Consider the following 19,768-nt stretch of genomic DNA (forward strand, 5'->3'; position numbering starts at 1 on the left):
GCCGGGGCGGCCCGTTGAGGGGGGCGTTGCGCATGGGCCGCGGCGTCGGGCCGGGCCGGATGCAAGACCGTTCCAGTGTAGCCGGGTATTAGGCGGCGGACCGGCTGAGAAAGTTCAGCCGGCTGCCGCGCATTGCACATTTTTGGTGCAGCCGCTCGGCCGTCTTGCCTTGATTTGGTGCAATGTATGCCGACAGCTCTTCATTACACCATGCTTTGGATGATTTTGTGTTGCGGATTTGTTAATGAATCAAAGGCTTGGCCTGTGATTGTTAACTTGGCACGGCAATTGCTAACTATAAAGCGATCTGGTGACGCCAGGGTATGGCCCGGCGTCTCGCGCCAGTCTCCAAAGGGGATAAGAGAGCGGCAAAGCCGCCTTGGATCGGGGTCGATCGGCGAAGCCGGCGACCCCGTTTCATTTTCAGCGCATCAGGGCTGCTCGCCCACCAGATAGCGCTGGCTCATCCGCTTGAAGTGCTCGCTGCCGGCCTGGCGCAAGCATTCGAACAGTACCATCTCCTTGCTGACGATGGCGGCCCCGGCGTCGCGCATCCTTTGCAAGCCCAGTTCAATGTCGGACGCCTTGCGGCTGGACACCGCGTCCGCCACCACGAAGACCCGCTTATCCAGCTCCAGCAGTTCCAGCACGGTTTGCAGCACGCAAACATGCGTTTCCATGCCGCAGACGATGACTTGCGGCCGGGCCAGCACGGCGTCCGGCAGACAGTGGGCGGCGACGCAGGAAAAATGGGTCTTCTCGACCACCTTGGGTTCCGGCGCCTGGGCGAGCAGCTCGGGCAGGGTGTGGCCCAGGCCGCGCGGATATTGCTCCGAGAACACCACCGGCAGGCCGTGGTCGCCGGCCACGCTGATCAGCCAGCGGCAGCGCGCCGCCATGCCGGCCGCGTCGACGACCGCCGGCGCGAGTTTTTCCTGGACGTCCACCACCAGCAGGCTGGCCAACTCCTTGTGCATCAGCATAATGCGCTCCTTGGGGCGTGTGAGGGGTTTGTCGCAGCATTCAGGATACCTGTTTTGACGTGGGCTTGCGCCGCGCTGAAATCCTTTTGTCATTTTCGCTTGCCGGCCTCATCCCGTTCCGTTGATGATGACTCAAAGGCCGAATCGCAATAATCGACAGGAGGTGAATCGTGGATGGACTGCATATCCGCAAGGTGGAGCCGGAAGACGCGCCCGTCTTGGCGGCGATGATGGTGTTGGAGGAGGTGGTGGCCAATACTTTGCAACTGCCCTACCAATCGGTTGAGGACTGGCGGCGGAAGCTGGCGCAAACGCCGCCGCACGTGCATTCCCTGGTGGCCTGCAACGCCGAAGGGCGGGTGGTAGGCAATGCCGGCCTGATAGGCGACGAGCGTCCGCGCATCCGGCACGCGGCCAGCCTGTTCATTGTCGTGCATCCGGATTGGCACGGCCGCGGCGTGGGCTCCGCCTTGTTGCGGGCGTTGCTGGAGCTGGCCGACAACTGGTTGGGATTGTTGCGGGTGGAGCTGGCGGTGGTGCACGACAACGAGCCGGCGATCGCCCTGTATCGCAAATTCGGTTTCGAACTGGAAGGGAGGCGGCGGATGGAGCAACTGCGCGCCGGCCGTTATGAAGACACCTTGATCATGGCGCGTTTGCGCCGGCCGGAATGACGAAGCGCCCGCGTGGGCGGGCGCTGGCGCGGCTGCGCGCTTATTTGCCTGCGGCGTCCTGCGCCTGCGGCGCCGGTTGCTGCGTTTGCAGCTGAGCGTCCATGCGCGCGCGCATTTCCCACATATTGGACAATCCTTCGCCGGCCATCGCGGCGCCGGACAGCAGGATCAGGGACAGGGTGGTCAGTACGGTTTTCTTCAGCATGATGTTTCCTTTCATGGCAAATCGACCGGTCGACCGGCTCGGCGCAGGGCGTCGACGGAGGTCGGCTGCGGGCCTGGCGAAGCCTGTCGCTGTTTGGGCGGCCTGCATCGCCATTGAATTCTAGTGAAGGCAGGGACTTTGTCCGGCCATGGCGGTGATCAATTTGCAAACGAGTGTGAATCGCGTTTCGCGGGGCCTGGCCTCCCGCCGCGGAGCGCGGGCGGGAGGGGGCGGTTCGCCATCTTAGCTGGCGGATTGGCTGGTCTGAGCGCCGGCTGCCGCGCTTGGCTGCGCGACGGTTTGCTTGGTGGCGATCTGGGCGTCCATGCGCTCGCGCATTTCACGGGCGTTGCTGGCGCCTTCGCCGCCGGCCATGGCGGCGCCGGACAGAATGATCAGGGACAGCGCGGTGAGTACGGTCTTTTTCATGATGGTTTCCTTTCATTGCGATCTTGCCGGGGCCGGACTTGCTGCGTCCGGCGGCAGGGCTTGAGTCGACATTCTATGGCGGGCTTTGACGCAGTGCGGTAAACGATTGTGAGCGTGTGCTAATGAGTTTTGACGGCGTTTACAAAGCCGGATTACCGGCCGGCCTGGCTGGTTTGAGGCGCTGTCGGCGCTTGCTTGGCGGCGATCTGGGCGTTCATGCGTTCGCGCATTTCACGGGCGTTGCCGGCGCCTTCGCCGCCGGCCGTGGCGGCGCCGGACAGAACGATCAGGGACAGGGCTGCGATAAGGCTGTGTTTCAACATGGTGAATTCCTTGTAAAGTGTGGGACGGGCGCTTATTTGGCTTGCGGAGCCTGGGCCGGGGTTTGGGCCTGCTTGGCGTCGATCTGGGTTTGCATGCGTTCGCGCATTTCACGAGCGTTGCCGGCGCCTTCGCCGCCGGCGGCGGCGGCGCCGGACAGAACGATCAGAGACAGGGCGGCGATAAGAGTTTGCTTCAACATGGTCAAAATCCTTGTGTGATTGAGTGGCTTGGCGGCGGCGAGGATGTTCAAAATGCTAGAATCGATCCGGCGCCCCGCTAAGGAGTCGCTTGGCCTGCTCTGGCGGGCTGTGCGACTTAGTGACTGAATATTAAGGATGTTTTTTCGCCGCAGATAGCGGAATGATTTGCACTGAACCATCAGTAAATTTGAATATGAAACTATCTCTCGACGCTTTGCTGGTGCTGGACGCCATCGATAATCACGGCAGCTTCGCCGCCGCCGCGGACGCCCTGTTCCGGGTGCCGTCCGCGGTCACCTATACCGTGCAGAAACTGGAGCAGAGTCTGGGCGTGCAGATCTACGATCGCAGCGGCCACCGCGCCCGGCTGACGCCGGCCGGCGAGCGCCTGCTCAAGGACGGCCGGCATCTGCTGGACGCGGCGCGTCAGCTGGAGCTGCGCGTCAGCAAGCAGGCTCAGGGCTGGGAACACCAGTTGCGCATCGTGATCGGAGACCTGGTGGATTTCGCCCAGGTGATTCCCTTGATCGCGGAATTCGATCAACTGGCCTCGGCCACGCGGCTGATTTTCCGCAGCGAGATTTTCGGCGGCACCTGGGACGCGCTGTACGACGACCGCGCCGATCTGGTGATAGGCGCGCCCAATATGCCGCCGCCCGGGGATTATTTCACCCGCACCATAGGCAGTTACGATTTCGTCTTGGTGGTGGCCGCCGGCCATCCGCTGGCGGCGGAGGACAAGCCGCTGCCGCCGCATGTGTTGCGCCAGCACCGCGCGGTGGCGATAGGCGACACCTCGCGGCGCTTGCAGCCGCGCACCGGCGGTTTGCTGGACGGCCAGGACGTGCTGACCGTGCACAGCAGCCGCGCCAAGCTGGACGTGATCCTGGCCGGCCTGGGCAGCGGTTATCTGCCGCGCTCCATGGTGGGGCCTTATCTGGCCAGCGGGGACTTGGTGGCCAAGGAGGTGGCCGAAGACAGCCCGGACCACCAGATGTGTTTCGCCTGGAAGCAGGCGCAGCCGGGCAAGGCTTTGCAGTGGTTCATCCAGCGGCTGGAGCAGGCGGTGGAGGCGGGCGAGCTGCGGCCGTGAAAAAGCCGGCGTCCGCGAGGAGGCCGGCCGGATAGGCTCAATTGCGTGGGGGTGCTTAGAGCGTGTTTACGATCTCGCGAGCTAAGGCGAGACAAGGCGAAAACGGCTGAGAAAGCGGAATGTACACGTGGTATATGAGCATTTCGAAGGCGTACTCGCCGTGCCACGTCTCACGAAGCGCAGCAGATCGTAAACAGCTTCTTACACGTCCTGGCCCTCGACGATGCCGTCATGGCTGGCGGCGCGCTTGGGCAGCAAGAGGTTCAGCACGATGGCCAGCAGCGAACACAGGCCGACGCCGGCCAGCTCGAAATCCCCCAGCTTCAGACTGAGGCCGCCGATGCCGGAGGTCAGCACCACCGAGATGATCACCAGATTGCGCGGTTCCATCAGGTCCACCTTGGCCTCGATCAGGGTCTTCAGGCCGATGGAGGCGATGGTGCCGAACAAGAGCACCATGATGCCGCCCATCACCGGCAGCGGGATGGACTGCAGCAGCGCGTTGAACTTGCCGAAGAAGGCCATGGCGATGGCGAACAGCGCGGCCCAGGTCATGGTGACCGGGTTGAAGTTGCGGGTGATCATCACCGCGCCGGTGACTTCGGCGTAGGTGGTGACCGGCGGACCGCCGATCAGGCCGGCCACGCAGACGCCCAGGCCGTCGCCGGACAGGGTGCGGTGCAGACCGGGCGACTTGGTGTAGTCCTTGCCGGTGACGCCGCCTATCGCCATCACGCCGCCGATGTGCTCGATGGCCGGCGCAATCGCCACCGGCAGCATGAACAGCGCGGCGGCCCAATTGACTTCCGGGCTGTGGAAGGCGGGCATCGCGAACCACGGCGCGGCGGCCAGCTTGGCGAAATCCACCACGCCGAGCAGGGCGGCGGCGATGTAGCCGACGATGACGCCGGCCAGAATGGGCACCAGCTTGAACAGGCCGCGCGCGTAGATGGACACGATGACGGTGGTGGCCAGCGAGATCGCCGCCAGCAGCATGGACACCGCGTAAGGCGTTACCTGCTTGCCGCCGGCGATGCCCATCGCCATGCCGGAGGCCGCGGAGGCCACCGACAGGCCGATGATCATGATCACCGGGCCGATCACCACCGGGGGCAGCAGCCGGTTGACGAAGGCCATGCCGCGCCAGCGGACCACGGCGGAAAACAGGAAGTACATGAAGCCGGCGCAGAACAGGCCGAACTGCGTCGCGCCCTGGCCCCAGGTGTGCATGGAATAAATGATGGGGCCGATGAAGGCGAAGGAGGAGCCGAGGAAGATCGGCACCTGGCGCCCGGTGTACAGCTGGAACAGCAGGGTGCCGACGCCGGCGCCCAGCAGCGCCATCGCCGGATTGAGGCCGGTCAGCAGCGGCACCAGCACCAGCGCGCCGAAGGCGACGAACAGGATCTGGGCGCCGGACACGGCCAGCTTGAGTTGTTGGAACATGGTTTTAACCTTTTGGCTCGTCTTGGTCTGAATGGGGGGCGGGGGCCTGGTCCAGCCGCTTGCCCAGAATGCGCGACTGCGGTTCCAGGCCGCGACGCAGGTAGAAATTCAGCGCGGCCTGGTTGAAGTCCTTCACCTCCAGGCGGATCTCGTCGGCTGAATGCCGCCGCGCCCAGTCTTCGGCCGCCGCCAGCAGCGCGCTGCCTTGGCCTTGCCCGCGCTCAGCCGCCGTCACCACCAGGGTGGTGACGCGGCAGATGCGGCGCGGCCGCAGGAAGGGCAGGGTGAGTTCCAGCAGGGACAGGGCGATGAAAGCGCTGACCTCTCCGCCGGATTCCGCCAGCAGCAGCGCGCCGCCGGGCGCGTCCAGCAGGCCGGCCCAGAACGCGCGGTCGCGGTCGGCGGCGCCGTTGGCGGCGAAGATGTGCGGCAGCGCGCGATGGTGCTGTAGGTTGATCTCGTCGGCCAGGCGGCAGATCGCCGCGAGGTCGCTTGCGGCAGCGGGACGTATTTTCATGCTTGGGGCCGGGCTGGGCGCGCAAAAAAGCGCCGCTTCCGGAGTGGGAGCAGCGGCGCTGGACGGGCTCATGATCAGGCTTGCTTGGTGCCGAAGATCTTGTCGCCGGCGTCGCCCAGGCCGGGGATGATGTAGCCGTGCTCGTTCAGGTGGCTGTCGAGCGAGGCGGCGTAGATCTGCACGTCCGGGTGGGCGTCGTTGACGATCTTCACGCCTTCGGGCGCGGCCACCATCACCACGGCTTTGATCTGCCTGCAGCCGTTGCGCTTGAGCAGGTCTATGGTGGCGACCAGGGAGCCGCCGGTGGCCAGCATCGGGTCGATGATGATGGCGATGCGCTCGTCCAGATTGCCGACGAACTTCTCGAAATAGGACACCGGTTCCAGCGTTTCTTCGTTGCGGGCCAGGCCGACCACGCTGATCTTGGCCGAGGGCACCAGGTCCAGCACGCCGTCCAGCATGCCGATGCCGGCGCGCAGGATGGGCACCACGGTGACCTTCTTGCCCTTGATTTGCTGGACGTCGATCTTGCCGCACCAGCCGTCTATGGTGACGCTTTCCAGTTCGAAGTCGCGGGTGGCTTCATAGGCGAGCAGGCGCGCCAGCTCTTGAGTCAGCTGACGGAATTTCATGGTGCTGGTATCGGCTTCGCGCAGCAGGCCGAGTTTGTGTTGCACCAGCGGATGCTGGACGACGGTGATGTTCATGAGACGTTCCCATACCTTGGCAAAGAGCTGCTTTCGGCGCGGGCGCGCCAAAAGCAGCTCTTGGTATTAATTATGAAGCCGGCAGCCTTCGATGATCCCGGGCTGCCGGTGCGGGGTATTTGGTATGGGGCGGTATTTTACCCCTTTTCCCATTCCGAAATCCACTGCAAGAATTCGGCGGCGGCTCGCGGCGGGCTGCAGATATAGCCTTGCACCGCGTCGCAGCCCAGCTCGGCCAGCGTGGCCAAGTCGGCGCTGTCCTCCACGCCGATGGCCACGGTGGTGAGGCCGGAGGCCTTGGCCAGGCCGATGTCTTCGCGCAGGATGGCTTGCAGATGCTGATTGGAGCTGACGCCCTGCACGAAGGCGCGGTCCACTTTAAGCAGGCTGAAATGGCTGATCAACAGCTTGTCGGTCAGGGTGACGCCGATGCCGAACTCGTCTATGCCGATGCCGAAGCCGGCGGCGCGCAACTGGGGCAGCTGCGCGTCGGCCTTCTGCCAGTGCTGGCGCAGCGTGGATTCGGAGAATTCCAGCGTCAGCTTGGCCGGCTCCAGGCCCAGGATGCGTACTTTCTGCAGCAATTGCTCGCACAGGCTTTCATCGTCCAGCGACATCGAGGTCAGGTTGATGGTGACCGGAATGTCGTGGCCGCGCTCCTGCCAGTCGCTGCAGGCGTACAGCGATTTTTCCAGGATCAGTTCGGTGAGTTCGCGAATCATGCCGCGCTCTTCCATCGCCGGCACGAAGCTGACCGGGGACAGCACGCCAAGCGCCGGGTGCTGCCAGCGCGCCAGCGCCTCGGCGGCGATCACCTTGCGGCTGGAGATTTCGACTATCGGCTGAAACCAGGGAATGAGCTGATCGTTGACCAAGGCGCGCCAGATCTCTTCGATGGGCATGGCGCTGGCGGGGCTGAGGGCGGCTTTGGTTTCCTGATGTGTCGGCATGGGGCGATTTGGGTCGGGCAAGCGGATGTCACCCTGATTGTATGACATGGCGGGTGTTTTCGAAACGCTAAATTCCGCTTCAAAAACAAAGGTCCCGGCCTTGGCCGGGACCTGGGAGAGGCGCTTACAGGTCTTTCAGCAGCTCTTGCAATTCACCGTTTTGGAACATTTCATACATGATGTCGGAGCCGCCGACGAACTCGCCTTTGACGTAGAGCTGCGGAATGGTCGGCCAGTTGGAGAAGTCCTTGATGCCCTGGCGGATGTCGGCGTCTTGCAGCACGTCCACGGTCGCGAACTGTTCAAGGCCACAGGCCTTGAGGATTTGCACCGCGCGGGAGGAGAAGCCGCATTGCGGGAATTGGGCCGAGCCCTTCATGAACAGCACTACCGGGTTGTCGGTCACGGTTTGCTGGATGGTTTGTTGCGCGCTCATTCAGTGGTCCTTGCTTGGATCGTCAATGTGGCTGCGGGGCCGCCTGCGGCGAAATACCCGAGCGTTTCAATGGGTTATTTTACTTTTCGGCCGCCCGCGGGTCAATTTGCTTCGCAGCGGGCGCCGCCTGCACGGCGTGCCATTGCCGCAGGAAGATGTGCACCTGGCCGTCGTAGAGCGCGCGGCGGGTAATCAGCCGCGACACATTGGACGCCAGCAGCGCGGTGGCCATCAAGGGGATGATCATCGCCGAGGAGTCGGTCATCTCCATCACGATGATGAAGCCGGTCATCGGCGCGCGGGTCATGCCGGCGAAGAAGCCCACCATGCCCAAGAGCACGATCAGGGTCTGCGGCAGAAAGGGCAGCAGATTGGCCATGTTCAGGCCGAAGCCGGCGCCCACCGCCAGCGACGGCGCGAACATGCCGCCGGGCACCGCGCTGATGAAGCTGATGAACATGCTGAGCAGTTTGAGCAGGCCGTAGCCCTGCATGCCGGCGCCGCTGCCCTCGATGATTTCGCGGGCGCGGAAATAGCCGGTGCCGAAGGTGACGCCGTCGCTGGCGATGCCGATCACCGCCAGCGCCAGGCCGCAGCCGGCGGCGAACAGCACCGGTTTTTGCAGCCGCCAGCCGTGCAGCGGGCCGGGCAGGCGCTGGGTCAGCGCCAGCATGATGCGGCAGCAGACGCCGCCGAGCAGGCCGCCGATGATGCCGCAGACCGGGATGGCCAGCCAGGACTGCTCCAGTTCCATATTCACCGACACCATGCCGAAATAGCTGTAATTGCCGAGGATGGCGGTGGCGGTCAGGCCGGAGACGATCACGGACAGCAGGATGGTGGAGCTGGCGCGCAAATCGAAGGTGCGGCCCATTTCCTCGATGGCGAACACGATGCCGGCCAGCGGCGCGTTGAAGGCGGCGGCCACGCCGGCGGCGCCGCCGGCCAGGATGAAGCTGCGCGCCGCACCCTCGTGGCGCAGCGCCGCGTGGCGGTTCAGCGAGTATTTGATGGCCGCGCCCACCTGCACGATGGGGCCTTCGTAGCCGAAGGTGGCGCCGGAGCTGATGCCGATCAGGGTCAGCAGCATTTTGCCGATGGCGGCGCGTATGGTCAGGATGCGCTCGCGCAGCGCCTGCATGCCGCCTTCCAGCGCGGCGATGGACTGCGGGATGCCGCCGCCGGCGGAGCCGGGAAAGTAATGGCGCATCAGCCAGATGGCCAGGGCGAGGCCGGCCGGAGTGATCAGCAGGCTCCAGTACGGCGAGTTGTCGTAGATACGGGTGAAGATGGCGTGCGACAGATGGCTGCCGTTGGCGAAGACGCTGGCCATCAGGCCAATCAGAATGGCGGCGGTCCAGATCGGGATGTGGCGGCGCCACAGGACTGCGGACAAGTAGAGGTAACGCAGGCGGCGCTGGACGCGGCTGCGGACTTGTCTGGCAGTGGGGGTGTCTGGCATGGAGCCGGCCTTTGCGAATGAATATGTGAGATTTTTCTAATATTCAATGGTAAGGCGTATTGCCCGGAATGACAAACCCCGGCCGCATCAAGGGCCGGGGTTTGAGCATGCTCAGGCGTTTTTTTCCAGCACCGCGGCGAAGAAGCCGTCGGTATTGTGCAACTGCGGTTTCAGTTCCAGATAATCGCCCATTTGCAGCGAGATCTTCTGCTCCGCCAGCACCTCGTCCATTTTCACCAGCTTGAACTCGGGGTGATCGGCCAGGAAGGCGGCGACGATGTCCTGATTCTCCTGCGGCAACAGGCTGCAGGTGGCGTAGACCAGGCGGCCGCCGGCGCGCACCAGGCGGGCGGCGGAGGCCAGGATGGACGCCTGTTTGGCGTTCAGCTCGGCCACGCTCTCCGGGCTCTGGCGGAATTTCAGGTCCGGATTGCGGCGCAGCGTGCCCAGGCCGGAGCAGGGCGCGTCCACCAGCACGCGGTCGGCCTTGCCGGCCAGGCGCTTGACCTTGGTGTCGTTTTCCGAGGCCAGCAGCTGCGGGTGGACGTTGGACAGGCCGGAACGCGCCTGGCGCGGTTTCAGCTTGGCCAAGCGCTTTTCCGAAACGTCGAAGGCGTACAAGCGGCCGCTGGAAGCCATCTGCGCGCCCAGCAGCAAAGTCTTGCCGCCGGCGCCGGCGCAGAAGTCGACGACCATTTCGCCGCGGCGCGCGCCGGTGATCAGGCCCAGCAGCTGGCTGCCTTCGTCCTGCACTTCGAACACGCCGGCCTTGAACAGCTCGTGCTTGGCCAGCGAGGGCTTGGTTTTGAGACGGATGCCCAGCGGAGAGTAGGGCGTGGCTTCGCACTCGAGGCCGTCGGCCTGCAGCCGGCCCAGCAATTCGTCGCGCTTCATCTTCATGGTGTTGACGCGCAGATCCAGCGGCGCGCCTTCGGCCAGGCCCTTGCCCAGCGCGATCACCTGTTCCGGCGTCTGTTCGCCCAGGCGCTCGATCACCCATTGCGGCAGCTCGGCGTCCACTTCCAGGCTGGCCGGCAGCGCCTTGCCCTTGATCTGGCCCAGCCATTCCTTTTCGCCGGCGCTGGCGGCGTCGCCCAGCTCCTTGACGTTGAGTCTGTGGATTTTCAGCAGGGCCACCAGGGCCAGCCGGCGCGGGGTGGCCTTGTCCGGCGTGATCAGCGCGCGCAGTTGCAAGAGGCGACGCAGCGCGCCGAAGGCGGTTTCGGCGATGATGTGGCGGTCGTTGGCGCCCAGTTTGCTGTGTTCGCGGAAATAGGCCGACAGCACCGCGTCGGCCGGGCGGTCGAAGCGTATCATCTGGCCGATGACGGTTTCGATATGTTTCAGTTGATGGTGATTAATAGTCATTCTTGTGTTTTCTCGTGGGTTGCGGCGGCAGCTTCCATTGCGGCGCGCCGTTCACGTCGATGCGGACGGCTCTGAGGTCGATCCGCTTGTCCTTGTCGATGCGCTTGATGCGCACCGGCAGATTGGAGAATTCCGGCGCCAGCCAGAATTCATTAATATCGCCGTCGCCCTGGGCGCGGAACACGATGACCCGGATCTTGCCGGCGCCGGTGTCGTAAACGGCTTCGCCGCTGGGGCGCATCGGGTACTCGTACACTTTTTTGCCGGTGGTGATCTGGATCGCTTCCGGTCCCAGTTCGCCGCCTTTCAGCCCCAGCTGGAAAGCCAGGCTGAATACGTCCTGCGCGCCGGGCTTCAGGTCCAGCAGCTTGTCGCCCTGGTCGCCGTAGCGCAGCTGACCCGCATTGTAGTCGAAATGCGCGGACTCTTTGGCTTGCTCGCCGCGCCAGGCCTGCAGGCTGTCCGGCCGCAACCCGTTTTTTAGCTGGAAGCCGCCCTCGGAAAGATAGCGCAGCTTCGGGCCGATAAAGGGATTGGCGCTGATGTCTAGGCGATAGCCGCCGTTGCCGCGGCTCCATTCCAGCGTGCCGGTGCCGGCCATGACCGAACCCCAGAACACTTGGTAGCCCAGTGTGGCCTGGCGCGGAAAGCCGCGCAACTTGCTCTTGGGGTGGAGGTAGCCGTCGTCGGCTGCGGCGGTTTCGGCCGCCGGCGCGCTGGCTTCGTCCTTGTCGTTCGCCGCCATATTGTCCGCGACCGGCGCCGACGAAGCGAGTTTGTTCTCCGCGTCGGGCATGGAGGCGTCGGGCTTGGCCTCCGCCAGCGGCGCGCTGCCGGCGTTCTTGTTTGGCTGCGCCTGGGCGGCCATCGGCTCCGACGCCGCCTGCGGCGCCGACGCCTCCGTCTTCTTGGCGGAGGGCTTGGGCTTGGCCGGCGCCGGTTTGGGCGCGGCCGGCCGCAATTGGGCGACCGCGCCTTGCGGCGCCGGCTTGGCCGCCGGCTCATCGGCGTCCAGCGCCTGCATCTTGACGCTGATGCTGCGCAAGTCCTGATCCGGGGGCAGTTCCAAAGCCGCTTCCGGCAGCAGGCCGGAGCCCAGCACGCCCAGATGCAGGGCGAGCGACAGGGCCAGGGCCAGCAGGATCAGGCGACGGCTTTTCATGGGTTCAGGGCGCGGGCGCCATCAGGCTGCCGGCAAGCGCGGCGCGGCTGGCGATCTTGCCGGCGACGATGTTCAGCTCGCCGGCGACGAAGCGGCGCACCGCGGCCGGGTAGAGCTGGTGTTCCAGTTGCAGCACGCGTTCGGCCAGCGTGTCGGCGCTGTCGCCGTCCAGCACTTCCACCACGCCCTGGGCGACGATGGGGCCGTGGTCCAGCTCGGCGGTGACGAAGTGCACGGTGCAGCCGGCCACCTTGCAGCCCATTTCCAGCGCGCGCTGGTGAGTGTTGAGGCCGGTGAAGGCCGGCAGCAGCGAGGGGTGCACGTTCAGCATGCGGCCTTCGTAGCGGCGGGTGAAGCCGGCGCTGAGGATGCGCATGAAGCCGGCCAGCACCACCAGGTCCGGCTGGTGGCCGTCTATCAGCTGCGCCAGCGCGGCGTCGAAGTCTTCGCGGCTGGCGAAGGCTTTATGGTCCAGCGCCGCGGTGGCGATGCCGCGCTCGGCCGCCCAGGCGAGGCCGGCGGCGTCGGGTCGGTTGGAGATCACCGTGGCGATGCGCGCGCCGGCGATCTTGGCGTCGACGATGGCCTGCATATTGGAGCCGCGGCCTGAAATCAGGATGACGATATTCTTCATGATGGAATCGACGGAGACTTTGCCAGATAGTGTTCCCAGTCGGCGGCATCGGTGATGCAGCGCAACTCTTGTTCGTGCCAGCCGCCGCCCAGGTCCAGGCAGCGATCGAGGTCGGCCAGGATGGCGGCCTCGCGATAAATGACAAACGCCGCCAGCAGGGCCAGCGGCGCCAGTAGCATCCAACGCAGCGCTTTAGGCGATCTGAGTTTGATGTTCGTCTCCATTGCGGGCGCGCACCGTGCCGATCCGGTATGCGGTCTCGCCTTCGGCCTGCAGCAGGGCGACGGCCTGTTCCGCCTGTTCCGCCGCCACGATCACCACCATGCCGATGCCGCAGTTGAAGGTCCGGTACATTTCCTGGCTATCGACCTTGCCTTCCTGTTGCAGCCACTGGAACAGCTTGGGCTGCGGCCAGGCCGCGGCGTCGATCTGGGCGACGACATGTTCCGGCAGCACGCGCGGCGTGTTCTCGGTGATGCCGCCGCCGGTGATGTGGGCCATGCCTTTGACCGGCAGCGCCTGCATCAGCTTGAGCAGAGGCTTCACATAGATGCGGGTGGGGGCGATGATGGCGTCGCGCAGGCTGCGGCCGTCCTCGAACGGCGCGTCCAGGTCCGGCTGGGCGCGGTCGATGATCTTGCGCACCAGCGAGTAGCCGTTGGAGTGCACGCCGTTGGATTTCAGGCCCAGCACCACGTCGCCCGGGGCGATGTCGCGGCCGCTGATCACGGCGCTCTTCTCCACCACGCCGACGGCGAAGCCCGCCAGATCGTATTCGCCGGTCGGGTACATGCCGGGCATTTCCGCGGTCTCGCCGCCGATCAGCGCGCAGCCGGCCTGTTCGCAACCGGCGGCGATGCCCTTGATCACGTCGGTGGCTTGGGGCACGTCCAGTTTGCCGCAGGCGAAATAGTCGAGGAAGAACAGCGGTTCCGCTCCTTGCACCAGGATGTCGTTGACGCTCATTGCCACCAGGTCGATGCCCACGGTATCGTGACGATTCCAGTCGAAGGCCAGTTTCAGCTTGGTGCCGACGCCGTCGGTGCCGGAAACCAGCACCGGCTCCTTGTATTTCTTGGAAATCTCCACCAGTGCGCCGAAACCGCCGATGCCGCCGATCACCTCCGGGCGCATGGTGCGCTTGGCATAAGGCTTGATGTTCTCGACCAGCGCGTCGCCGGCATCAATGTCGACGCCGGCATCACGGTAACTGAGGGAAGTGGTGTTCAAGGTAAACTCGCTTTCTGCAAATCTTGAAGTATTTTTACATCAAGCTTTCGCCGACGCGAAAGCAGCACATTTTAACTGAAGTCGCGATGAAACGCTCCCAAAACCGTCTGATTCCCTGGGTCATCGGCGCAACAGCCTTGCTGTTCGCCGGCTGGCTGTTGCAGCAGTTGGCGGCCGCGCTGACGCCGTTCGCGGTGGCCGCGGTGCTGGCCTATGTGCTTAATCCCGCGATGCGCTATCTGGCCGGCAAAGGCCTGCCGCGGCCGCTGGCCGCCGGCTTGGTGACGCTGGCCGGCATGGCCGCCACCTTCGCCTTGCTGCTGGTGGTGGCGCCCATGCTGTTCAAACAGACCCAGGGCCTGATAGACCGCCTGCCGGTCTTGGTGGACTTCGCCCAGGGCCGGGTGCTGCCCTGGCTGCGCGCCGAGTTCGCCATCCAGCTGGAGCTGGACGCCGCCGGCTGGAAGCGGGTGCTGGCCGCCAACGCCGGCGCTTTGAAGAGCGCGCTGTCGGCGGTGGCCCTGCGCGCCACCCAGAGCGGCGTCATGCTGGCCGGCCTGTTGTTCAATCTCTTGTTGCTGCCGGTGCTGCTGTTTTATTTCCTGCAGGACGGGCCGCGGATGGCGGCGACGCTGGCCACGCTGGTGCCGCGGCGCTGGGCGGACGAGGTGGCGGCCCTGGCGCGGGAGCTGGATAGGGTGCTGGGCGAATTCCTGCGCGGCCAGCTGTCGGTGATGCTGATCATGGCCTTGATCTTCGCGTCCAGCCTGGCCTTGCTGGGCCTGGAGTCCGGCATCGCCATCGGTGTGGTGGCCGGCCTGCTGGTGTTCATTCCCTATCTGGGCACTTTTCTCGGTTTCGCGCTGGCGGGCCTGGCCGCCGCGCTGCAGTTCGATTCCGCCGGCGAGGTGCTGCTGGTGCTGGGCGTGTTCGGCGCCGGACAATTGCTGGAAAGCCTGCTGATCACGCCTTGGCTGGTGGGTGAGCGCATCGGCCTGTCGCCGGTGGCGGTGATCTTTTCCCTGCTCGCCTTCGGGCAGTTATTGGGCTTCGCCGGCCTGCTGCTGGCCTTGCCGATGGCGGCCGCCACCTTGGTGATCTGCCGCTTTCTGGCGCGCGCTTATTTCAACACACGCTTTTATCAGCGTAAAATCAGGAATAGACATCAAAACCTAGTTTGATCGCCTTCACTTGGACCAGTTAATACTTGATTTGACGCCCACCCCCTTGCCGGCCTTCGACAATTTCCTGGCCGAACGCAACCGCGAGGTGATTACCGCGCTGACGGCCGAGGCCGGCGAGCGCTTCATCTATCTGTGGGGCGAGCCCGGCTGCGGCAAGACGCATCTGTTGCAGGCCTGGATCGCCCACGCCGAGCGGCTGGGGCGCGCCTCCATCTATCTGGACGGCAAGACCGAGCATCTGCCGGACTTCGCGCGCGAAGCCAGCTTCATCGCCGTCGACCATGTCGACGACCTGGCGCCGGACGACCAGATCACTCTGTTTTCCTTCTACAACTCGCTGAAAGAGAGCGGGGAGTCGCGGCTGTTGATGGCCGGCCGCCAGCCGCCGATGGCCTTGGCGGTGCGCGACGATCTGCGCACCCGCCTGGGCTGGGGCCTGGTGTTCGAAGTCAAGGCGCTGTCGGACGAGGACAAGCTGGCCGCCTTGCGCAGCCACGCCGCCAGCCGCCAGCTGTCGATTCCGGACGATGTCTACCGCTACCTGCTGACCCATTGGCGGCGCGACTTGTCCAGCCTGATCGGCATGATTGACATATTGGACCGCTATTCTCTGGCCATGAGGCGGCCGATCACCGTGCCGCTGGTGAAAAACGTTTTGCAAACCGCAAGCCCGGAACCATGACCGACACTTCTGCATTGCGCAATCTGGCGCTGTTCGACCTAGACCACACCCTGATCGCCGGCGATTCCGATTTCGAATGGCCGCGCTTCCTAATCCAGCGCGGCATTCTGGAGCAGGCGCATTACGACGAGCGCAACAATTATTTCTACCGGCAGTATCAGCAGGGCACGCTGGACATCCACGAATACCTGGTGTTCGCGCTGGAGCCCTTGAAGCGTTTCTGCCGCGCCGAACTGGACGCCTTGCACGCCGACTACCTGGAACAGCACATCAAGCCCATCATCACCCGCAAGGCGCGCGATTTGCTGGCCGCGCACGCGGCCCAGGGCGACGAGATCATCATCATCACCGCCACCAACCGCTTCATTACCGGGCCTATCGCCCGCGAGCTGGGCGTGGAGCATCTGATCGCCATCGAGCTGGAGGAAGACGAGCAGGGCCGCTTCACCGGCCGCGTCAGCGGCGTGCCCAGCTTTCAGCAGGGCAAGATCACCCGTTTGCAGCAGTGGCTGGACGAGCGCGGCCTGAGCATGGACAGCTACGGCCAGAGCTTTTTCTACAGCGATTCGCACAATGACCTGCCCTTGCTGAAGCTGGTGGACCATCCGGTGGCGGTGGACCCGGACGACACCCTGCGCGCCCACGCCGAGCAAGAGGGCTGGCGGGTGATTTCGCTGCGCGATTGAGGCGCGGCAATTATCCACAGCGGCGGCTGAATAACCTTGTGGATAACTGTGTGGATCGCTTGCCGGGGCTTGGCTTTTGCTGGCAAAGGTTAAAAAAGCGGCAGCCTCCAATCATGGCGCGGATCTTGATAGTCTGGGTTGAAAGCCTTGCCTGGCGCGGCTTTCGCCGGCTTGAGTTTCGAGCGGCGCCGATGAAATGGAGCCGGCATTCGAAAGCCTTTATAAAAGATGGGTTTAGACGGCTTTGTTGACAACTCTGCGTAGTTTTCGCCGCTAAGCGCCTGTTTGAGGGCGCGGCGGCGGCGGCGCGCAGCGGAGCCGGTTGCTGAACCGGCATGGATGCCGCTAAAGTTCAGCGTTTGCAATCGTTTTTCGGAGAACCTCCTCGTGTGGTCAATCATTGAAGCGGCCGGCTGGCCGATCTGGACCATCATCGCCGCCTCGGTCGTGTCGCTGGCGATTATCTTTGAACGCCTGTTCAGCCTGAGGAAGAGCAGCGTGGCGCCGGAGGGCCTGCTGGGGCAGGCTTTGCAGGAGTACCGCCGCGCCGGCGCCAGCGAGGAGCTGTTGCGCAAGCTGCAGGAGCATTCGCCGCTGGGCCGCCTGTTCTGCGCCGGCCTGCGCAATGTCGGCGGCAATCGCGAAGTGATGAAGGAAGCGATCGAGGACGAGGGCCGCGTGGTGGCGCATCAACTGGAGCGCTTGCTGACCACGCTGGGCACCATCGCCGCGATGGCGCCCTTGCTGGGCCTGCTGGGCACGGTGATCGGCATGATCGAGATCTTCGGTTCGCAGTCGCCGGCGGGCAACAACCCGCAAGCATTGGCGCACGGCATTTCCATCGCGCTGTACAACACCGCCTTCGGCCTGATCGTCGCCATTCCCAGCATGATGTTCTATCGCCATTTCCGCTCCAAGGTGGACGGTCTGCTGGTGGAGATGGAGTCCCAAGCGGTCAAGCTGGTGGAAGTGCTGCACGGCGAGCGTAAAAACGGGGGTTGAGCATGAATTTCCGCCGAGGCCGCAGCCGCGAAGAGCCCGAGATCAACTTCATTCCCCTGATCGACGTGCTGCTGGTGATCCTGATCTTCCTGATGGTCACCACCACTTATTCCAAGTTCGCCGAACTCAAGATCAATCTGCCGGCCGCCCAGGGCGAGCAGGCCAAGACCAAGTCGTCGGAAATCACCGTGGCGGTGGCCGCCAACGGCGAAATGGCGGTGGGCGAGGCCAAGCTGGCCGCCGGCGACAAGGCGGCGCTGTTGAGCAAGCTGAAGGACGACGCCGCGGGCAAGAGCGATGTGATCGTCATCGTCAACGCCGACGCCAAAGCCACCCACCAATCGGTGGTGACGGTGATGGAGGCGGCGCGCGAGGCCGGTCTGAACCAGTTGACCTTCGCCACCCGTTCGCAATAGCCGCATGCATTGGATAGAACGGCAATGGTATCGGCCGCGCTGGTGGCTGACGGCCCTTCTGGCTCCGCTGGAAGGGCTGTTTGCCCTGTCGGCGGCGGCCAGGCGGCTGGCTTACCGCCGCGGCTGGCTGCGCGCGGAGCGCCTGGCCGCGCCGGTGGCGGTGATAGGCAACATCAATGTGGGCGGCGTCGGCAAGACGCCGCTGACCCTGGCCCTGTTGCGCGATTTGCAACAAGGCGGCGTCAAGGCGGGGGTGATCAGCCGCGGTTACGGCGGCAGCCACCGCCAGCCCACGCTGGTGCGGCCGGACAGTTCGCCGGAGGAAGTGGGCGACGAGCCGCTCTTGCTGGCCGCCGGCGGCGCGCCGGTGGTGGTGGGGCGCGACCGGGTCGCCGCCGGCCGTCATCTGCTGGCGCTGCATCCCGATTTGGAATTGATACTGACCGACGACGGTCTGCAGCATTACCGCTTAAGCCGCGATCTGGAGATCGTGGTGCTGGACGGCGCGCGCGGCGGCGGCAACGGGCGGCTGCTGCCGGCCGGTCCGCTGCGCGAGCCGTGGTCTAGGCTGCGCTCCGTCGGCGCGGTGGTGATCAATGGCGGGGACGCCGCCGGCCTGGCCTTGCCGGCCGGGCCGCGGCGTTTTGCCATGCGTTTGCGTCCGGCCGCGCTGCAGCGGTTGGACCGGCCCGAGGAGACGCGGGCGGCGGCGGATTTCGCCGGGCTGAGGCTGGCGGCGATGGCCGGCATCGGCCACCCGCAGCGCTTCTTCGACACGCTGGCCGGCCTGGGCCTGCGGCCTGAGCTTTGCCTGGCCTGGCCCGACCATCATCAATTCGCCGCGGCGGACCTGCCGGCCGACATGGACGCGGTGATCGTCACCAGCAAGGACGCGGTCAAGCTGCGGCGGGTGATTCATGATGCAGCGCAGCGTGCTAGACTATGGGTTTTGCCGGTTCAGGCGGAGTTGGAGCCTGATCTGAGCGCTTGGATTCTGGATCGACTGAAGATAAAACATGGATGCTAAATTCCTGGATATTCTGGTGTGCCCGCTGTGCAAGGGCCCGCTGGTTTTCGACAAGGCCAAGCAGGAACTGGTCTGCAAGGGCGACCGACTGGCTTACCCGATCAAGGACGGCATCCCGATGATGCTGGAAGCCGAAGCCCGCGAGCTGGCGCCGGAAGAAGAAATAAAATGAGCCGCGGCTTTTGCGTGGTGATCCCGGCGCGTCTGGCGTCCAGCCGCTTGCCGGGCAAGCCGCTGGCCGATCTCGCCGGCAAGCCCATGGTGGCGCGGGTCGCCGAGCAGGCGGCCAAGAGCGGCGCGACGCGGGTGATCGTGGCCACCGACCACGCCGATGTGCTGGACGCCTGTCGCGCTCACGGCGTCGAGGCGTTGATGACGCGCGCCGACCACGCCAGCGGCACGGACCGGCTGGCCGAAGTGGCGCAGGCCTTGAACCTGGCCGACGATGAGATCGTGGTCAATGTCCAGGGCGACGAGCCGCTGATCGATCCGGCGCTGATCGATCAGCTGGCGGCGCTCCTGGCCGCCGGCGACGCGCCGGTGGCGACGCTGGCGCATCCGTTTCACGCCGCCGCCGACATGTTCAATCCCAATGTGGTCAAGACGGTGCTGGACCACGCCGGCCGCGCATTGTATTTCAGCCGCGCGCCGATTCCCTATGCCCGCGACGCCTTCGCACAGGATGCGAGCGCGCTGCCCGCGGACCTACCGGTGCTGCGGCATATCGGCATGTACGCCTATCAGGCGGGTTTTCTGAAGACCTATAACCGTTTGGAACCGGCGCCGCTGGAGCGTTTCGAAGCGCTGGAGCAGTTGCGGGTGTTGTGGCACGGCTTCGCCATCAAGGTGGCGGTGGTCGAGTCCGCGCCGCCGGCCGGCGTGGACACGCCGGAGGACCTGGAGCGGGTGCGCCGCTTGCTGGGCGCCGGACGGAACTCATAAGCCGGGCCG

Annotated in this window: 27 protein-coding genes; 10 read left to right on the forward strand and 17 right to left on the reverse strand. The window is 64.9% G+C overall.

The features are described 5' to 3' along the window. Positions 1-431 precede the first annotated feature (431 nt). Positions 432-983, reverse strand: a complete 552-nt coding sequence (locus tag NK214_RS04420; protein WP_253313834.1) for a hydrolase — start codon at positions 981-983, stop codon at positions 432-434. Between the two features lie 170 nt (positions 984-1,153). On the opposite strand from NK214_RS04420, the gene NK214_RS04425 reads away from it, so the two are divergent. Next, a complete protein-coding gene (locus NK214_RS04425; RefSeq protein ID WP_253313835.1) occupies positions 1,154-1,657 on the forward strand; it encodes a GNAT family N-acetyltransferase in 504 nt (167 codons plus the stop codon). A 40-nt stretch (positions 1,658-1,697) separates the two neighbouring features. Here the strand turns inward: NK214_RS04425 and NK214_RS04430 are convergent, their stop codons facing one another. The 4 genes from NK214_RS04430 to NK214_RS04445 form a co-directional block, all read right to left on the reverse strand. After that, on the reverse strand, positions 1,698-1,862 hold the full coding sequence (locus NK214_RS04430; protein WP_227107035.1) for a hypothetical protein: 165 nt from the start codon (positions 1,860-1,862) through the stop codon (positions 1,698-1,700). Positions 1,863-2,105: 243 nt separating this feature from the next. Continuing rightward, entirely contained in the window at positions 2,106-2,291 is a 186-nt protein-coding gene (locus tag NK214_RS04435) for a hypothetical protein (RefSeq protein ID WP_253313836.1), read from the reverse strand. 152 nt (positions 2,292-2,443) lie between these two features. Then, positions 2,444-2,614: a hypothetical protein gene (locus NK214_RS04440; RefSeq protein ID WP_199225798.1), complete on the reverse strand. Its 171-nt coding sequence runs from the start codon at positions 2,612-2,614 to the stop codon at positions 2,444-2,446. Between the two features lie 32 nt (positions 2,615-2,646). Beyond that, positions 2,647-2,814 (reverse strand): hypothetical protein, encoded by a 168-nt coding sequence (locus tag NK214_RS04445; protein WP_253313837.1) that lies wholly within the window; start codon positions 2,812-2,814, stop codon positions 2,647-2,649. A gap of 194 nt (positions 2,815-3,008) precedes the next feature. On the opposite strand from NK214_RS04445, the gene NK214_RS04450 reads away from it, so the two are divergent. Beyond that, the gene (locus NK214_RS04450; RefSeq protein ID WP_227107041.1) at positions 3,009-3,908 is read left to right on the forward strand and encodes a LysR family transcriptional regulator; all 900 of its coding nucleotides are present in this window, start codon (positions 3,009-3,011) and stop codon (positions 3,906-3,908) included. A gap of 201 nt (positions 3,909-4,109) precedes the next feature. On the opposite strand, the gene NK214_RS04455 is transcribed toward NK214_RS04450, so the two are convergent. The 11 genes from NK214_RS04455 to purM form a co-directional block, all read right to left on the reverse strand. Further along, positions 4,110-5,354, reverse strand: a complete 1,245-nt coding sequence (locus NK214_RS04455; protein WP_253313838.1) for a uracil-xanthine permease family protein — start codon at positions 5,352-5,354, stop codon at positions 4,110-4,112. A 4-nt stretch (positions 5,355-5,358) separates the two neighbouring features. Next, positions 5,359-5,871: a GNAT family N-acetyltransferase gene (locus tag NK214_RS04460; protein WP_158274227.1), complete on the reverse strand. Its 513-nt coding sequence runs from the start codon at positions 5,869-5,871 to the stop codon at positions 5,359-5,361. 74 nt (positions 5,872-5,945) lie between these two features. Further along, positions 5,946-6,578, reverse strand: a complete 633-nt coding sequence (gene upp / locus NK214_RS04465; protein WP_227107045.1) for a uracil phosphoribosyltransferase — start codon at positions 6,576-6,578, stop codon at positions 5,946-5,948. Between the two features lie 137 nt (positions 6,579-6,715). Next, complete coding sequence (locus tag NK214_RS04470) at positions 6,716-7,528, reverse strand: EAL domain-containing protein (RefSeq protein WP_253313839.1); 813 nt, start codon at positions 7,526-7,528, stop codon at positions 6,716-6,718. A gap of 124 nt (positions 7,529-7,652) precedes the next feature. Then, complete coding sequence (gene grxD, locus NK214_RS04475; protein ID WP_107798222.1) at positions 7,653-7,964, reverse strand: Grx4 family monothiol glutaredoxin; 312 nt, start codon at positions 7,962-7,964, stop codon at positions 7,653-7,655. A 79-nt stretch (positions 7,965-8,043) separates the two neighbouring features. Next, the gene (locus tag NK214_RS04480; RefSeq protein ID WP_253313840.1) at positions 8,044-9,426 is read right to left on the reverse strand and encodes a chloride channel protein; all 1,383 of its coding nucleotides are present in this window, start codon (positions 9,424-9,426) and stop codon (positions 8,044-8,046) included. A 111-nt stretch (positions 9,427-9,537) separates the two neighbouring features. Beyond that, positions 9,538-10,788 carry an RsmB/NOP family class I SAM-dependent RNA methyltransferase gene (locus NK214_RS04485; RefSeq protein ID WP_371926186.1) on the reverse strand — a complete coding sequence of 417 codons (1,251 nt, stop codon included), beginning with the start codon at positions 10,786-10,788 and terminating at the stop codon, positions 9,538-9,540. Then, on the reverse strand, positions 10,784-11,956 hold the full coding sequence (locus NK214_RS04490) for a DUF3108 domain-containing protein (protein ID WP_253313842.1): 1,173 nt from the start codon (positions 11,954-11,956) through the stop codon (positions 10,784-10,786). Before NK214_RS04490 ends, NK214_RS04485 begins: the two co-directional genes overlap by 5 nt. A 4-nt stretch (positions 11,957-11,960) precedes the next feature. Next, positions 11,961-12,590 (reverse strand): phosphoribosylglycinamide formyltransferase, encoded by a 630-nt coding sequence (gene purN / locus NK214_RS04495; protein WP_253313843.1) that lies wholly within the window; start codon positions 12,588-12,590, stop codon positions 11,961-11,963. Next, positions 12,587-12,814 carry a hypothetical protein gene (locus NK214_RS04500; protein WP_146176566.1) on the reverse strand — a complete coding sequence of 76 codons (228 nt, stop codon included), beginning with the start codon at positions 12,812-12,814 and terminating at the stop codon, positions 12,587-12,589. The genes purN and NK214_RS04500 overlap by 4 nt, the downstream gene beginning before the upstream one ends. After that, complete coding sequence (gene purM, locus NK214_RS04505; protein ID WP_253313844.1) at positions 12,783-13,820, reverse strand: phosphoribosylformylglycinamidine cyclo-ligase; 1,038 nt, start codon at positions 13,818-13,820, stop codon at positions 12,783-12,785. The genes NK214_RS04500 and purM overlap by 32 nt, the downstream gene beginning before the upstream one ends. 86 nt (positions 13,821-13,906) lie before the next feature. On the opposite strand from purM, the gene NK214_RS04510 reads away from it, so the two are divergent. The 3 genes from NK214_RS04510 to NK214_RS04520 are packed head-to-tail and all read left to right on the forward strand — an operon-like array spanning position 13,907 to position 16,372. Then, entirely contained in the window at positions 13,907-15,001 is a 1,095-nt protein-coding gene (locus NK214_RS04510) for an AI-2E family transporter (protein ID WP_253313845.1), read from the forward strand. Between the two features lie 10 nt (positions 15,002-15,011). Then, positions 15,012-15,686 carry a DnaA regulatory inactivator Hda gene (gene hda, locus NK214_RS04515; RefSeq protein WP_043591991.1) on the forward strand — a complete coding sequence of 225 codons (675 nt, stop codon included), beginning with the start codon at positions 15,012-15,014 and terminating at the stop codon, positions 15,684-15,686. Next, positions 15,683-16,372, forward strand: a complete 690-nt coding sequence (locus tag NK214_RS04520; RefSeq protein ID WP_253313846.1) for an HAD family phosphatase — start codon at positions 15,683-15,685, stop codon at positions 16,370-16,372. Before hda ends, NK214_RS04520 begins: the two co-directional genes overlap by 4 nt. An 89-nt stretch (positions 16,373-16,461) precedes the next feature. On the opposite strand, the gene NK214_RS04525 is transcribed toward NK214_RS04520, so the two are convergent. Further along, a complete protein-coding gene (locus NK214_RS04525) occupies positions 16,462-16,737 on the reverse strand; it encodes a hypothetical protein (protein WP_227107052.1) in 276 nt (91 codons plus the stop codon). 22 nt (positions 16,738-16,759) lie between these two features. On the opposite strand from NK214_RS04525, the gene NK214_RS04530 reads away from it, so the two are divergent. The 5 genes from NK214_RS04530 to kdsB are packed head-to-tail and all read left to right on the forward strand — an operon-like array spanning position 16,760 to position 19,759. After that, positions 16,760-17,374, forward strand: a complete 615-nt coding sequence (locus tag NK214_RS04530; RefSeq protein WP_107798231.1) for a MotA/TolQ/ExbB proton channel family protein — start codon at positions 16,760-16,762, stop codon at positions 17,372-17,374. Between the two features lie 2 nt (positions 17,375-17,376). Next, positions 17,377-17,790, forward strand: coding sequence for a biopolymer transporter ExbD (locus tag NK214_RS04535; protein ID WP_107798232.1), 414 nt, complete (start codon positions 17,377-17,379; stop codon positions 17,788-17,790). Between the two features lie 4 nt (positions 17,791-17,794). Next, positions 17,795-18,817: a tetraacyldisaccharide 4'-kinase gene (gene lpxK / locus NK214_RS04540; RefSeq protein WP_253313847.1), complete on the forward strand. Its 1,023-nt coding sequence runs from the start codon at positions 17,795-17,797 to the stop codon at positions 18,815-18,817. Then, entirely contained in the window at positions 18,807-18,989 is a 183-nt protein-coding gene (locus NK214_RS04545) for a Trm112 family protein (RefSeq protein ID WP_048408720.1), read from the forward strand. The genes lpxK and NK214_RS04545 overlap by 11 nt, the downstream gene beginning before the upstream one ends. After that, positions 18,986-19,759 (forward strand): 3-deoxy-manno-octulosonate cytidylyltransferase, encoded by a 774-nt coding sequence (gene kdsB / locus NK214_RS04550; protein WP_235084268.1) that lies wholly within the window; start codon positions 18,986-18,988, stop codon positions 19,757-19,759. The genes NK214_RS04545 and kdsB overlap by 4 nt, the downstream gene beginning before the upstream one ends. Positions 19,760-19,768 lie beyond the last annotated feature (9 nt).

Origin of the sequence: Chromobacterium sp. S0633 (assembly GCF_024158805.1) — a bacterium.
In the GTDB taxonomy this organism is placed as follows: domain Bacteria; phylum Pseudomonadota; class Gammaproteobacteria; order Burkholderiales; family Chromobacteriaceae; genus Chromobacterium.